Origin of the sequence: Actinomadura viridis, assembly GCF_015751755.1 — a bacterium.
In the GTDB taxonomy this organism is placed as follows: domain Bacteria; phylum Actinomycetota; class Actinomycetes; order Streptosporangiales; family Streptosporangiaceae; genus Spirillospora; species Spirillospora viridis.
Genome location: NZ_JADOUA010000001.1, coordinates 6,655,480 through 6,669,488, shown reverse-complemented (window position 1 = coordinate 6,669,488; position 14,009 = coordinate 6,655,480). Strand labels below are relative to the sequence as shown.

14 protein-coding genes are annotated in these 14,009 nt (G+C 72.6%); 8 read left to right on the top strand and 6 right to left on the bottom strand.

The features are described 5' to 3' along the window. The first annotated feature begins 211 nt into the window (after window positions 1-211). Together IW256_RS30190 and IW256_RS30185 are read left to right on the top strand one after the other, a co-directional pair. On the top strand, window positions 212-1,132 hold the full coding sequence (locus IW256_RS30190) for a hypothetical protein (RefSeq protein WP_197014183.1): 921 nt from the start codon (window positions 212-214) through the stop codon (window positions 1,130-1,132). Between the two features lie 206 nt (window positions 1,133-1,338). Next, on the top strand, window positions 1,339-1,491 hold the full coding sequence (locus IW256_RS30185) for a hypothetical protein (protein ID WP_197014182.1): 153 nt from the start codon (window positions 1,339-1,341) through the stop codon (window positions 1,489-1,491). Window positions 1,492-1,555: 64 nt separating this feature from the next. On the opposite strand, the gene IW256_RS30180 is transcribed toward IW256_RS30185, so the two are convergent. From IW256_RS30180 to IW256_RS30170, 3 genes are all read right to left on the bottom strand, one after another. After that, on the bottom strand, window positions 1,556-2,680 hold the full coding sequence (locus IW256_RS30180) for a CU044_5270 family protein (protein ID WP_197014181.1): 1,125 nt from the start codon (window positions 2,678-2,680) through the stop codon (window positions 1,556-1,558). Continuing rightward, window positions 2,673-3,248, bottom strand: a complete 576-nt coding sequence (locus IW256_RS30175) for an RNA polymerase sigma factor (RefSeq protein ID WP_197014180.1) — start codon at window positions 3,246-3,248, stop codon at window positions 2,673-2,675. Before IW256_RS30175 ends, IW256_RS30180 begins: the two co-directional genes overlap by 8 nt. Window positions 3,249-3,362: 114 nt before the next feature. Beyond that, window positions 3,363-4,574, bottom strand: a complete 1,212-nt coding sequence (locus IW256_RS30170) for an RDD family protein (protein ID WP_197014179.1) — start codon at window positions 4,572-4,574, stop codon at window positions 3,363-3,365. Between the two features lie 64 nt (window positions 4,575-4,638). Here IW256_RS30170 and IW256_RS30165 point away from each other — a divergent pair, with 64 nt between their 5' ends. Both IW256_RS30165 and IW256_RS30160 read left to right on the top strand, forming a co-directional pair. Then, entirely contained in the window at window positions 4,639-5,064 is a 426-nt protein-coding gene (locus IW256_RS30165; protein ID WP_197014178.1) for an acyl-CoA thioesterase, read from the top strand. Next, window positions 5,061-6,191 carry a zinc-binding dehydrogenase gene (locus IW256_RS30160; protein WP_197014177.1) on the top strand — a complete coding sequence of 377 codons (1,131 nt, stop codon included), beginning with the start codon at window positions 5,061-5,063 and terminating at the stop codon, window positions 6,189-6,191. The genes IW256_RS30165 and IW256_RS30160 overlap by 4 nt, the downstream gene beginning before the upstream one ends. Here the strand turns inward: IW256_RS30160 and IW256_RS30155 are convergent. Both IW256_RS30155 and IW256_RS30150 read right to left on the bottom strand, forming a co-directional pair. After that, window positions 6,178-7,605 (bottom strand): amino acid permease, encoded by a 1,428-nt coding sequence (locus tag IW256_RS30155; RefSeq protein WP_231403987.1) that lies wholly within the window; start codon window positions 7,603-7,605, stop codon window positions 6,178-6,180. The genes IW256_RS30160 and IW256_RS30155 overlap by 14 nt on opposite strands. A 125-nt stretch (window positions 7,606-7,730) precedes the next feature. Then, window positions 7,731-8,483 (bottom strand): PaaX family transcriptional regulator C-terminal domain-containing protein, encoded by a 753-nt coding sequence (locus IW256_RS30150; RefSeq protein ID WP_197014176.1) that lies wholly within the window; start codon window positions 8,481-8,483, stop codon window positions 7,731-7,733. Between the two features lie 68 nt (window positions 8,484-8,551). Here IW256_RS30150 and IW256_RS30145 point away from each other — a divergent pair, with 68 nt between their 5' ends. Then, window positions 8,552-10,330: an acyl-CoA dehydrogenase family protein gene (locus IW256_RS30145; RefSeq protein ID WP_197014175.1), complete on the top strand. Its 1,779-nt coding sequence runs from the start codon at window positions 8,552-8,554 to the stop codon at window positions 10,328-10,330. 69 nt (window positions 10,331-10,399) lie between these two features. Here the strand turns inward: IW256_RS30145 and IW256_RS30140 are convergent, their stop codons facing one another. After that, window positions 10,400-10,921: a hypothetical protein gene (locus IW256_RS30140; protein ID WP_197014174.1), complete on the bottom strand. Its 522-nt coding sequence runs from the start codon at window positions 10,919-10,921 to the stop codon at window positions 10,400-10,402. 194 nt (window positions 10,922-11,115) lie between these two features. On the opposite strand from IW256_RS30140, the gene IW256_RS30135 reads away from it, so the two are divergent. The 3 genes from IW256_RS30135 to IW256_RS30125 are packed head-to-tail and all read left to right on the top strand — an operon-like array spanning window position 11,116 to window position 13,971. Beyond that, window positions 11,116-12,378, top strand: a complete 1,263-nt coding sequence (locus IW256_RS30135; RefSeq protein ID WP_197014173.1) for a cytochrome P450 — start codon at window positions 11,116-11,118, stop codon at window positions 12,376-12,378. A 2-nt stretch (window positions 12,379-12,380) separates the two neighbouring features. Beyond that, window positions 12,381-13,502, top strand: coding sequence for an NAD(P)-dependent alcohol dehydrogenase (locus IW256_RS30130; protein WP_197014172.1), 1,122 nt, complete (start codon window positions 12,381-12,383; stop codon window positions 13,500-13,502). A gap of 7 nt (window positions 13,503-13,509) precedes the next feature. Beyond that, window positions 13,510-13,971: a DUF4334 domain-containing protein gene (locus IW256_RS30125; protein WP_231403986.1), complete on the top strand. Its 462-nt coding sequence runs from the start codon at window positions 13,510-13,512 to the stop codon at window positions 13,969-13,971. Window positions 13,972-14,009 lie beyond the last annotated feature (38 nt).

The window sequence follows — 14,009 nt, the reverse complement described above, 5'->3', positions numbered from 1 at the left end:
CGCCATTCCCCCGCAGAACCAATTGGCCGACCTTCCCGAGCTGACTCTCACCTTGAACACTCTCAGGTCACAGCTGATCGCGGCCCGCGCGGCGTGACCTCCCAGGAGAGTGCGGCGTACCAGGCCGCGTGGGAAATGGGTCTGGGCGCGGCTGGAGATCGGGGCCTGAGGTGTCACCCGGCCTCGCTACGCTCACCCGAACTTGATCACGGTGAACGGGGGACGCGTGGAGATATGGACCGATGGGACGCTGGTGGTCCAGGCGTGCGAGGAGGCGGGCGCGGTACGGGTCGTACGCGACTTCGACGTGATCGGCGAGGTCAAGGCCGAGCACCCCCTGGGCTGGAAGACGCCGCTGGCGGTCGATGTGGAGGCCGACCGGATCTGGGCGGGGCACCGTCTCCAGGAGTTCCGGCTGAGCGACATGTCCCCGGTCGCGGTCCATGAGGACAGGGTCTGGCGGGTGGCGGCGCTCGGCGGCGGACGGCTGGCCGCGGTGCTTCCTCCCGTCGACGGGGTCTGCCGGCTGGCCGTGGGGCGGCCGGGCGGGTGGGAGCGCGAGGTGGTGCTGGACGGCCTGGGGGACGCGGCGCCGGGGCTCGCGGCCACGAGCGAAGAGCCGTTCTCCCGGGCGATCGGCGGCGATCCGACCTTGACCGTCACCGCGGACGGGCTGGTCGTCGCGGACGGGCAGCGAGGGGTCGTCGCGCGTTTCACCCCCGACCTCGAACCGCTGGGGCTCTGGTACGCCGGTGGTTGCGACGAGACCGAACTGATCGGGTACGCCACGCCGCGCGGGGTCCTGGTCACCGCCCGCTGGGCGGTGCGCGACTCCCGTGTGGGCCTGCTGACGGCGGACGGGCCGGAGCATCTGTGCGACGGTTACGGCCTGTTCGCCGTACCGGCGGCCGGCGACCGTTTCTGGGTGGCCGGGTCGTTCGACGTGGAACTGGTGGCGTACGAGGGAGGGACCGTGGCCTCCGTGCGGGGGCCGCGCGGCATGGCGCGCGCCGTCCACGCCTCCGGGAACCGGTGCGCGATCGGCGGCGCGGGTTTTCTCTCGATCGCCGTGGCCGCGGACGATGAGGTGAACCTTCGCGCCGTCGGTGTCGAGGACAAAGTCGGCCCCTGATGAAACGGGCGGAATTTCCCCCGGCAATGATCGGTGCATTCCGCCGAATGCGCCCAAGGCGGATGGGAAGCGGGGCTGAACGCTCGGGATAGGTGAAGGAAGTGCCTGCGCGGGTACTTAACATGATCCGCAACCTTTGGCGGTAGGGCGTTCGTTGTCCTGTCGAGGGCTCCTTCCGGGGCCCCGCCGCCAGGCCAGGAGGAGACATGGCGCTCGTCGACCGCATCAAACGCCTCATGCACAGCCCTCAGGGGCGGCAGGCCCGCGCCCGTGCCGAGCGTATGGCCCGCGACCCGCGTACCCAGGCGAAGGTCCGGGGCCTGCTGGCTCGGTTCCGGGGCGGAGGCCGCCGCCACTGAGCGGCGCTCCGGGGAAACACCCCAAGAGGCGCCCACCGGGGTCCGCCCCGGTGGGCGCGTTGCGTCAGCGTGGCGGGGAGTGCGTCCACTCCAGCGTGACCACGGTGGTGGAGGACACCACCGAGCCGCGGGGAAGGCCGGCCGTGCTGCGCGCGGGGCGGAGGGCGATGACCTCCTCGCCCAGCGCCCGGCCCCCGGCGGCGTCGACGATCAGACGATGTTGCTGGAGGCCGCCCCTCTCGCTGTCCTCGTTGATCCCGATCGCGGTGCCGGTCCGGCCCTGAGCGTCCTTGACCGTGCCGACCGCCCGGACCTTCGGGAGCCCGGCGAGCATCCGGAACGCCGCACCCCGGACCTGCGGGGTCACCGGCATGTGGGTGACCAGGTCCTTGGCGACGGTGAACAGCCACAGGTCGGGGCCCATCGGCGTGCCGGACGACTCGGTGCCGTGCCCCTTGTACGAGCGCAGCAGGGAGGCCTTCAGCCGCTTCGGGTCAGTGGGCAGTTCGCGCAGGTCCTTCATGCTGACGTTGCGGCCGATCCAGAAGACCGCGGCGTCCCTGCCGGTGAGCTTGTTACGGCTGATATCCGGCTTTCCCGGCCCGGCGGGTAGGGGAAGACCCCTCGGGAAGGTGATGGTGGTCGGAGAGCCGGCGCGCTTGTAGATCGCCTCGTCGGCGGGGGTCGCGGGGCGGATGCCGAGGTTCTGCCTGCGCATCCACTGGTACAGCCCGGGCCGGTTCGGCGTCCACATCTCGTCCCGGCGCTCGTCCACGGCGATGTAGTCGCCGGCGGAGGAGGTCGCCCGCACGTGGTCGCGCCTCAGCATCACCGAATGCCAGTACGTCCCGGCCTGGTCGGCCTGCTCGTCCGCCTTCGTCGCGGCGGCGAGCAGGACCGTACGGGCGTCCAGGGGCGTCGCCGTCGCGTCCGGGCCGGGGCCGTCAGTGGCGGGGCCGGAGGCCGTCACGTTCGGTCGGCGGACGTCACCCGCGGGGCCCAGAGTCGCCACGGCGACGGCCGTGGCGGCCGTGGCGGCGGTGAGGGTGAGGCCGGCGGCCAGCCACACCGGACGGCGGGACCGCCGGCGTACGGCGGCGGCGAGCCGGTCGCGCCCGGCGTGGACGACCGCGTCGGCGGGCGGGGGCTTGTCCAGCAGCGTACGGACGTGCCGCAGGTCGTCATCCATGGGCGGGGATCTCCTTGGCGAGTGCGGAGCGGAGCTTGCCGCGGGCCCGGTTGAGACGTGAGCCGACGGTTCCGTACGGGATCCTCAGGGCCTGGGCGACCTCGTCATGGCTCAGGTCGCCCAGGGCGACGAGCAGGAGGACGTCGCGTTCCTTGCGGGTCAGCCCGGCGATCGCCGCAGCGAGCGCGGGCTGGAGGCCGGCGGCCGTCACCGCGGTGACGACCCGGTTCTCGTGGCTGCCCTCGGAGGGGTGGGCCGTCGCCCGGGCCAGGGTCCTGTAGTGGCGCGCCTCGACCCGGCGGTGCTGCGCCACGAGACGGGTCGCGATGCCGAACAGCCAGGCGCGCAGGGCTCCGCGTGCCGGGTCGAACCGGGCCCGCTTGCGGAACGCCACGAGGAAGGTCTCGGCGGCCACGTCGTCCGCGGCGTCGGTGTCCAGCCTCCCGGCGACGTACCGGTGGACGTCGGCGAAGTAGCGGTCGTAGACCTCGGTGAAGGACTCGGGGTCCCGGCGGAGGCGGTCGACGAGTTCGGCGTCGGCCGTATGTCGCCCGGCGAGGGCGGTCATCCTGTGCTCTCCGTCATGGGGGGCTCTCCGGAGTGAGATGGTCGGCGGTCATCTGTACTCCGCGGGAAACCCGGATCCCTTTCGGCGCCGCGCCGAGGTTTTCGCCCGGCCCCGTCAGGACCAGATGATGACGTTCAGCGCGGGGGCGTGGATGAGCATGAAGGCGTCCTTCACCTTCCTCTCCACGTCCTTCTGCTCGGGGGAGGCGGCGGTGGTGGCCACGACGTAACGCTTCCTGTGACCGACCTGCCCGATGGAGGCGCCGCCGGGGTTCCTGATCGGGCCGCCCGGGACGAAGCGCAGGCCGGTGTGGGGGAGGTCCCGTTCCACCGTGGCGGCGGCGGCCTCGTCGGGGAAGCGCAGTACGTGGCCGCTCACCAGGACGCCGTCGGCGGTCCTGAACGCGATCTCGATCCGCCCTTCGCACCGTGCCCGTTCCAGCACCTCCCGGGCCCGCGAGCCGGCGGCCCCGGCCAGGCAGCCCGCCGCGCTGTTCAGGACCCGCGATGCCGTGCGCGTGTAGGCCACCGGCCGATCTCCGAGCTGGTTCTCGAAGCGCGGCTCGTCCGGATAGAAGGTGTCGGCCTCGAACGCGGCCTCGGGCTTCCTGACCGGCTCGTCCGTATCCGGCCTGCTGACCGTGTAGATGAAGGCGAACGGCACGACCGCGAGGACGGCGAGGAGCGCGGCGAGGAGGCCGCGGCGGATCCGTTCGCGGCGCTCCCAGATCTGGGCGTGCGGGCCGGAGGCCGGGGCGGACGGAGCGCCGTCGCCGGTCTTCGGCGGAGGGGCCTGGGCCAGGACGACGATCGTGCCGACGTTGAGGTCGTGCCCGCACCGCCCCAGTTCCTTGTCCCGGATGTGAATCCAGACGTCGCTGAACGGCCAGAACACCTGCGTCATCCGCCCGCCCTCGTCGTACGAGCCGAAACGGCGCTTGCGTGCCTGCTTCCGGTCCGGGGGGCTGATCCCGTCCTCGTACCGGACCACGCGGATCCCGGCGACGCGCTGGCCGACCGTGCAGCCCCACCGGGCGACCAGCCGCACGCGCAGGGCGATCCAGACGGCCATGGCCAGCCAGAACGAGGCGATGGTCGCGATCATGCCCTTTCCGGGCGAGGCGTCGGGCGCCAAGAAGATGAACGCGTACGCCGGTGTCATGGCCGTCATGAACAGGATCAGGGTCACGAGCATGTCGAGAAGGCGGGCGATCACCCTTCGCCGGGTGCTCGCCGCCACGCGGACCGTACGGTCGCCGGGGACTGGGGAACGTGGCGTGCCGGCGGGAACGTACAGGGGCCCGGTGCTCGCGGGGGTCGTCTTCATGAGGGATAGCAAACAGGTGATTCCGCCGATAAGCCATGACCAGCGGGTACGTACACTGGCGGCCGTGAACGCCGACTACGCGCACTGGGTGAGCGTCCCCACACGGTGGAAAGACAACGACATCTACGGCCATGTCAACAATGTCGTCCATTACTCGCTGATGGACACCGCCATCAACGAGTGGATGATCCGGACGGCGGGGTTCGAGCCCGGAAGCGCCGGGGTCATCGGGTTGTGCGTGGAGTCGCACTGCTCCTACAAGGCCGAGGTCGCCTTCCCCGACACCATCGATCTGGGGCTGCGGATCGGCAGGCTCGGCAACTCCAGCGTGCGGTGGGAGGCGGGCCTGTTCCGTTCGGACGGGACGCTGGTGGCCGAGGGGCACTTCGTTCACGTGTTCGTCGGGCGGGAGGATCGCCGGCCGGTGCCCGTGCCCGAGGCCATCCGTACCGAGATGCTGAAGCTGGTGCGAACGGGGGACACGGCATGAGCGAGACGACGCGGGCGGCGGTTCTGGTGGAGTCGGGGCGGCCCGGGCCGTACGCCGAGTCGGCGCCGATCGAGGTCGCCACGTTGCGCCTCGATCCGCCCGGCCCCGGTGAGCTGCTGGTCAGGGTGGGCGCGGCCGGGCTCTGCCACTCGGACCTGTCGGTGATCAACGGGTCGCGTCCGCGCCCGCTGCCGATGGCGCTCGGGCACGAGGCGGCCGGTGAGGTCGTGGCGGCGGGGGAGGGCGCGGAGTTCCGGCCGGGTGACCATGTGGTGCTCGCGTTCGTCCCGGCGTGCGGCAGCTGCGAGCGGTGCGTGGCCGGACGGCCCGCGCTGTGCGGGCCGGGCGCTCGGGCCAACGGCGCGGGCACGCTGCTGGGCGGCGGGATGCGCTTCACCGCCGGCGACGGGAGCCGCCCGTACCACCACCTGGGCGTCTCGGCGTTCTCGGAGTACACGGTGGTGTCGTCGCGTTCGGCGGTGAGGGTCGACCCGGACCTGCCGTACGAGATCGCGGCGCTGTTCGGGTGCGCGGTTCTCACCGGGGCCGGGGCCGCCCTCTACAGCGCGGACGTCAAGCCCGGCGACAGCGTGGCGGTGTTCGGGCTGGGCGGGGTGGGCCTCGCCGCGCTGCTCGCGGCGCGGGCGGCCGGTGCCGCGTCGGTGGTGGCGGTGGACGTCGTCGCGTCCAAGCGGGAGCTGGCGCTGCGGCTGGGCGCCACGCACGCGGTCGCGGGCGGCGGCGAGGCGGTGGCCGAGGTGAAGGACCTCACCGGCGGCGGCGCGGAGAAGGTCATCGACACCACGGGCGTGGTCGCCGTCCTGGAGCAGGCGTACGCGGCGACCCGGCCGGGCGGCACGACGGTCACCGTCGGGCTGCCCGCGCCGGGCCTGCCGGTCACGCTGCCCGCGCTGAGCCTGGTCGCGGAGGAGCGGACGCTGCGCGGCAGCTACCTGGGGTCCAGCGTGCCCCGGCGGGACGTGCCGCGGTTCATCGGCATGTACCGCGCCGGGAGCCTGCCGGTGGACGGGCTGCTGTCGCACCGGCTCGCGCTGGAGGAGATCAACGCCGGGTTCGACCGGCTGCACGGCGGGGAGGCCGTGCGCCAGGTCGTCACCTTCGGTTGAGCAGGGAGTGGCGGCGGCTGTAGGCGAAGTAGATCACCAGGCCGATCGCGAACCACGCGGCGAACCGTACCCAGGTGTGCCACTGCAGGAAGGTGATCAGCCAGATCGAGAAGACGACGCCGACCGCCGGGACCACCGGCATCAGCGGGGTGCGGAACTCGCGGGGCAGGTCGGGCCGCCGGTACCGGAGCACGATCACGGCGACGCAGACCACGATGAACGCCAGCAGGATGCCGATGTTGGTCAGCTCGGCCGCCTCGGCGATCGGCAGGAACCCGGCGATCAGCGCGGAGCCGGCGCCCAGGAGCCAGGTGATCCGGGTGGGGACCTTCCGGGTGGGGTGGGTCTTGGCGAACCAGCCGGGCAGCAGCCCGTCCCGGCTCATCGAGAACCACACCCGGGCGGCGCCCATCATGAACGTGAACAGCACGGTCAGGATGCCCAGGATGGCGCCCACCGCGATGATCAGCCCGACCGTCTCCATGCCGACCGACTCGAACGCGGAGGAGAACGCGGCGTCGGTGTCGATGTCGCGGTAGTCCACCATGCCGGTCAGCACCAGGCAGGCCAGCACGTACAGGACCATCGAGATCGCCAGCGAGTAGACGATGGCCCTGGGCATGTGCCTGCGGGCGTCGTGCGACTCCTCGGCGGCCGTGGACATCGCGTCGTAGCCGAAGACCGCGAAGAAGACGGTGGCCGCGCCGGTGAACGCGCCGCTCCAGCCGTACGGGAAGAACGGCGAGTAGTGCGACGTCTGGATCTTGAAGACGCCGACCACGACGACCAGCAGCACGATGCCGATCTTGAGGTAGACCAGCACGGTCTCGAACCTGGCCGCGCTCTTCATCCCCAGGTTGAGCACGTACGCGATGAGCAGGCACAGCAGCGCCGCGAACAGGTTGACCTTGTAACTGCCCGCGGCGACGTCCTTCGGTTCGGTGCCGGGCGCGCCCATCATCCACAGCGGCAGGTTCACGTCCAGGAACCCGAGCAGGTCGTTGAAGTAGCCGGAGATGCCGATGGCGACCACCGCCACGATCGCGGTGTACTCCAGGAGCAGGTCCCAGCCGATGAACCAGGCGGCGAACTCGCCCAGGACCACGTACCCGTAGGTGTAGGCCGATCCGGCCTTGGGGATCATCCCGGCGAACTCGGCGTAGGAGAGCGCGGCGGCGGCGCTGGCGATCCCGGCGACCAGGAACGAGATGAGCACGGCCGGGCCGGCCTTCTCGTTGGCGACCGCGCCGGCCAGCGAGAAGATGCCCGCGCCGATGATGCCGCCGATGCCGATCGCGGTGAGCTGCCAGAGGCCCAGGGTGCGGGTCAGTCCGGATCCCCCGGAGTCGTCGTCGATCTGCTCGATGGGCTTGCGGCGGAGAAGCCCGCCCATCGCCCCTGGGGACACGGCCATAGGTACCTCCTTCGGTGACCCCCGATCCCTGGGTGCTCGACCCTGGCTTCCTTCCTCCCCTTCGGGACGTTCCGGGCAACGCGGGCTCGATCACGATGGGGTGTCGACTTCGTTCGGGCCGCGGGTCAGGCGAAGATGTGCTCGCGCAGGAGGCGTTCGAAGGCGTCCTCGAAGTGCTCGTAGTGGTCGCGCAGGGCGGGGCCGGGCCAGTCGCCGGGCAGCAGTTCGGCGGGCAGCAGCGGGTCGCGCAGCAGGTGGCGGAGCACCGCCGCCGAGACGGTGAACCGCTCGGCGAGGGTGCCCGCGCGGTCGAGCCCGGCGCGCAGCCCGAGGGCCGTGCCCGCCCAGCCGTCCAGGTCCCAGAGGGCGGCGGCCAGCTCGGCCGGGTCCTGCTCGGGGCGTCCCTCCAGGAACGCGCACTGCCGGTCGACGATCTCGGGACGGTCGCGGCTGAGGTTGGCGGGACGCAGCCAGGTGCCCTCGCGCAGCTCGGCCAGCCGCAGCGCCGACATCGCCTGGCGCAGGGCGGCGCGTTCGGGTGCGGGGCGGCGTTCGGCGGTGATGACGGCGATCTCCCAGGTGCCGTCCCAGGGACGGGTCCGGGGCGAGCGGCTCTCGTCCTGGCGGGCCTGGCGGAGCCGCAGCCGCTCGGGCAGCTCGTACTCGCCGCCGCCGGCCTGGACGAGGTCGCCCGAGGCCACCATCCGCGACAGCGCGACCCGGATCGTGCCCTCGGCGATGCCGAACAGCTCGCCGACCCGGACGAAGTGGCGCGCGCCGAGCCGGGGCGGGTGCAGGCCCAGCAGGGTGCTCAGCACGACCGAACGGGCGGTGAGGGGCCGGATGCCCAGGGCGCCGGCGGAGGCGGTACGGGTCATGCCCCCATCATTCCACCCCGCTCATTACAGTCTTGGCGCGCTTGCTTTGGAAGCGTAATGTCCGGGGTATGGCGTCCTATCTCATCGAGCCCGTGGACCGGCTCCCGTTCGGCGGCCCGGACAAGGCCCGCCGCTACGCGACCGAGCGCTACCGGGGAGCGGCCGGTCTCAACTGGTACACCTCCGACCCGACGCTGCGCTTCCTCATGCGGCGCCACCTCGGTGCGGACGGCCTGGCGTGGGCCGAGCCGCGGCTGGCCGAGCTGGGCGCGCTGATGGGCGGGCCGATCGCGGAACGGGCCGAGGAGACCGACCGGAACCCGCCCCGCCTGGAGAAGTACGACCGGTGGGGCCACGACGTCAGCAGGGTCGTGATGCCGCCCTCGTTCGAGGCGGCCCGCGACGACCTGGTGGCCACGAGCTTCATCGCCCCCCGGTTCATCGAGGAGGCCAGGGCCGCCGGGGTGGACCCCGCGCCGCTGGGCGTGGCCTGGCACTACCTGCTGGACCAGGCCGACATCGGCATGGCCTGCGCGCTCGGCACCGGCGGCGACATGGTGGTGGGGCTCAGCGAGATGTTCGCCCCCGAGGACGTCAAGGCCCGGGTGCGGGAGCTGTTCGCGGCCGGGCAGTTCTCCGGCGAGGCCGCGCAGATGCTCACCGAGCGTTCCGGCGGCTCCGACCTGGGCGCGCTGGAGTCCACCGCCACACCGGAAGGGGACGCCTGGCGGCTGAACGGCTTCAAGTGGTTCGCCTCCAACGCCAACGGCTCGGCGTTCGTCGTGCTGGCCAAGCCCGAGGGCGCGGTGGACGGCGTGCGCGGCATCGCCCCGTTCCTCGTCCTGCGCGAGCGCCGCGACGGGTCGCGCAACGGCGTCCGCATCCGCCGTCTCAAGGACAAGCTGGGCACGCGCTCGGTGGCGTCCGCCGAGATCGAGTTCACCGACGCCGAGGCGTTCCTGCTGGCGCCGTCCACCAGCGCGCCCGCCGAGGGGCAGGCGGGCGACGGCAAGGGCCTGGCGCGCATGATGGAGCTGACCAACGGCGCCCGCCTCGCCATCGCGACCATGGGCCTGGGCTGCGCGCGCCGCGCGCTGGTCGAGTCGCTGTGCTACACGCGGACCCGCGAGGCGTTCGGCGCCCCGCTGCGGGACCAGCCGTTGATGCGCCGCAAGCTGGCCGAGCTGATCGTGGAGACCGAGGCCGCCCAGGCGCTGGTGTTCGACGGTTACCTCGGCCGCCCGCGGCTGCGGCTCGGCGCGGCCCTCGCCAAGCTGCGCGCAGCCCGGCTCGGGGTGACGGCGGCCAGCGACGCCATCGAGATCCACGGCGGCAACGGCTACATCGAGCAGTGGCCGGTGGCGCGCATCCTGCGGGACGCGCAGGTCAACCCCATCTGGGAGGGCGGCGACAACATCCTCTGCCTGGACGTCCGCCGCGCCATGCGGCGGGAGGGGGCGCACCTGCCGTTCCTCGAACGGCTGGAGGAGGCCGCCGGGCGGGCGCCCGCCGGGGACGACGCCACGGCCGCGCTGGTGCGCCGGCGCGCCGGCGACCTGCGCCGGACGGTCGAACGGTGGAGCGGGCTGGACGAGGCGACCGCCGAGGCGCGCCTCTACCCGCTCGCGCAGTACATGGCCGACGTGTACGCGGCGGCGCTGCTGCTGGAGCAGGCCGGATGGGAACGGGACGAGCTGGGCACCGACCGCAAGGCCCTGGTCGCCCGTCTCTACGCCGGAGCCCGGCTGGCCGATCCCGACCCGCTGCGCGGCATCGACGGCCCGGCCGAGGACCTCGAACGGTTCAAGGACCTGGTCGACGGCGCCCTGGTCGACGACCGTTCCTGAGCTGCGGGGGACGGAGCGGTCGGGGTGGCCGCAGGGGCGCGGTGCGGTGGTCCTGGCCGAGGCGGGTCCTCAGAGCCAGGAGACCGATTTCAGGACGGCTCGGGCGGTTGCGCTGACGCTGGAGAGGGTTCCGTCGACGACGGTGTCCTCGACGCGGGTGCGTTCGAGGATGGCGGCGAGTTCGCCGGAGCGGGCGAGGTGCCACTGGAGGTCGGGGCCGTCGTCGTGGTGGCGGTGCGCCAGGCGCCGGTGGATGACGGGGAGGTCCACGTGGAGGCGGCAGACGTCCAAGGGGATGGACAGGGCGTCGGCACAGCGGCGGCGGTCGTCGTCGGATTCGAGGACGCCGGCCAGGACGAGCCGCGTGAAACCAGCGGCCAGGTAGTTCGCGGCGACGCTGCGCAGGTTCCGCAACTGCATCTCGGCGTTGAACCGGTCTCCGGGCGGGGACGGCCAGCAGGCGCGGAGCCAGTCGAGGTCCATGACCGCATGCGGGATCCCGGCCGCGGCGAGCAGGTCGCCCGCGGCCTCGGCGGTGGAGGTCTTGCCGGCACCGACCGTGCCGTTGATCAAAAGGGCTCGTGGTTCCACCCGTCCATACTGCCGACCCGGGCGCGGAGCGGGCGCCGGACGGGCGCGGAGGGGTGCCGCGACGGGGTGACATTCGCGACATATGATCAAGCGGGTTGACCGAACGGGATTCGGCTTCTAGGTTCCGATGCGGGCGGCCGTCGTCCGTGCAAAGACGCACAGGGGACGAACCGGGACGCATCAAGGGAGCCGAGATGACCCTCACCCTGGAGGAAGCGGGGCGCGCGCTCGCCGACCCCGCCGCGTACGCCGACGACGCCCGGCTGCACGCGGCCCTGGCCCTGCTGCGCCGGGAGGATCCGGTGCACTGGGTGGAGGCGCCGGGCTACAACCCGTTCTGGGCGATCACCAAGCACGCCGACGTGCTGGAGATCGAGCGGGAGCACACCGTCTTCCTGAACGCCCCGCGCCCGCTGCTCGCCTCCGCCGTCCAGGACGAGATCAACAAGCGGCGCGCCGAGCAGGGCGTCGGGCTGCGCACGCTGATCCACATGGACGACCCGGACCACCGGGTGATCCGGGCCATCGGCGCCGACTGGTTCCGGCCCAAGGCGATGCGGGCGATGGAGCCGCGGATCGCGGAGCTGGCCCGCCGGTACGTCGACCGGATGGCCATCCTCGGCGACACCTGCGACTTCGTCCAGCAGGTGGCGGTGCACTACCCGCTGTACGTGATCCTGTCGCTGCTCGGGCTGCCCGAGAGCGACTTCGACCGGATGCTCAAGCTCACCCAGGAGCTGTTCGGCAGCGACGACGGCGACCTGCGCCGCGGCGAGACCCCCGAGGAACTGCTCGCGGTCCTGATGGAGTTCTTCGCCTACTTCCAGGAGATCACCGAGGCCCGGCGGGCCCGTCCCACCGGCGACCTGGCCTCGGCCATCGCCAACGCCCGGGTGGACGGCGAACCGCTGAACGACTTCGACACCGCCTCCTACTACGTGATCATCGCGACCGCCGGGCACGACACCACCAGCTCCACGATCGCCGGGGGCCTGCACGCCCTGATCCGGCACCCCGACCAGCTCGCCCGGCTCCGCGACGACCCCGGCCTGCTACCGCTCGCGGTGGACGAGATGATCCGCTGGGTGACCCCGGTCAAGGAGTTCATGCGCACCGCCACCCGCGACTACGAGCTGCGCGGCGTCACCATCCGCGAGGGCGACGCGGTGCTGCTGTCCTACCCGTCGGCCAACCGGGACGAGGAGGTCTTCGACGACCCGTTCCGCTTCGACGTGGGCCGCGACCCCAACAAGCACCTGGCGTTCGGGTTCGGCGTGCACTACTGCCTGGGCGCCGCGCTCGCCCGCATCGAGGCGCGCGCGTTCTTCGAGGAGCTGCTGCCGCGGCTGGAGTCCATCGAGCTCGCCGGGACGCCGGAGAGCAGCGCGACCACGTTCGTCGGCGGGCTGAAGCGCCTGCCCATCCGCTACGCCCTGCGGGGCCGGAGGGAACGCTGAGCATGCGACGCATCGAGGCGGCGGTCCTGCGCGCCGCGGACGGCCCGTACACCGTCGAGCCGCTGGACCTGGCCGACCCGGGGCCGGGCGAGGTGGTCGTACGGATCGCCGGGGCCGGGTTCTGCCACACCGACCTGATGGGCCGCGCCCCCGGCGACGCCGTCACCAAACCGGTGATCCTCGGGCACGAGGGGGCGGGCGTGGTGGAGGCCACCGGGCCCGGGGTGTCCGGGATCGCCGAGGGCGACGCGGTGGTGCTGTCGTTCGACTCGTGCGGCGCCTGCCGGAACTGCCGCGACGCCCGTCCCGGCAACTGCGGCCGCATGATGGAGCTGAACATGGCCGCGGTCGCCCTGGACGGCGTTCCGCGGGCGACCGACGGTGAGGGGAGGCCCGTCCACAACCGGTGGTTCGGGCAGTCCTCGTTCGCCACGCACGCGCTGGCCACCGTGCGGAACGTGGTGCCGGTCGACCGGGACCTGCCGCTGGAGCTGCTCGGGCCACTGGGCTGCGGCATGCAGACCGGCGCGGGCTCGGTGTTCTTCTCGCTGGGCGTCCGCGCGGGCGACAGCCTCGCGGTCTTCGGCGCCGGCGCGGTGGGCCTGGCCGCCGTGATGGCCGCCCGGGTCGCGGGCGCCACCACGATCATCGCGGTGGACCTGAACGCCGGGCGGCTCGACCTCGCCCGCGAGCTGGGCGCCACGCACACCCTGAACGGCTCCGAGATCGAACCGGACGGCCTGGCGGCCAGGATCCGCGAGCTGACCGGCGACGGCGCGCAGTACTCGTTCGACACCACGGCCGTGCCCGAGGTCGTGGCGGCGGCGGTGGCCTGCCTGCGCACCACCGGGGTCTGCGGGCTCGTCGGCGTCGGCGGGCAGGAGTACCGGCTCGACCCGACCCTGCTCCTGATGGGCCGCACGGTGAAGGGGATCATCGAGGGCGACGCCGTCCCGCAGACCTTCATCCCCCGCCTGGTCGAGCTGTGGCGGCAGGGCCGCTTCCCCTACGACCGGCTGATCGCGACGTACCCGCTCGACCAGATCGGCCGGGCCGAGGCGGACGCGCTCGCCGGGAAGGTCGTCAAGCCGGTGCTGCTGCCCGGCACCCGAGAGGAGCGGTGAGGAACCCATGCGCGTCGCGGACGCCGAGGCCCGGATGCTCGACCTCGTCAACGGTGCCGAACCCGCCGACCCGGGCGAGCCGGGCCGCCTGTTCCCGTACCTGGACCCGGTCCTGCCCGCGTTCATGCACGGCACGTGGGAGGGCGGCCTCTTCGACGAGAACGACCCGATGGGCGCGACGCTGACCAGGATGCGCTGGTACGGCAAGCGGTTCCGCGACGACGAGGACGTCGAGCCCCTGCTGTGCCGCGACGAGGACGGCGCGATCCACTCGTTCACCGGCATGGGCCTCGCCCGGCTGCGCGCGATCGCGTACCGGGGGACGCTGTCGGCCGCCATGGTGTACGACGACCGGCCCATCATCGACCACTTCCGGCGGGTCACCGACGACGTGGTGGCCGGGGCCATGGACGCCAAGGGCCAGGACTCCGTCCTCTACTTCCACCTGACCCGGCGCCCGGAGGCGTAGCCGGGCGCCGCCTCGGGGCGCGCACGGACCTCCGGTCC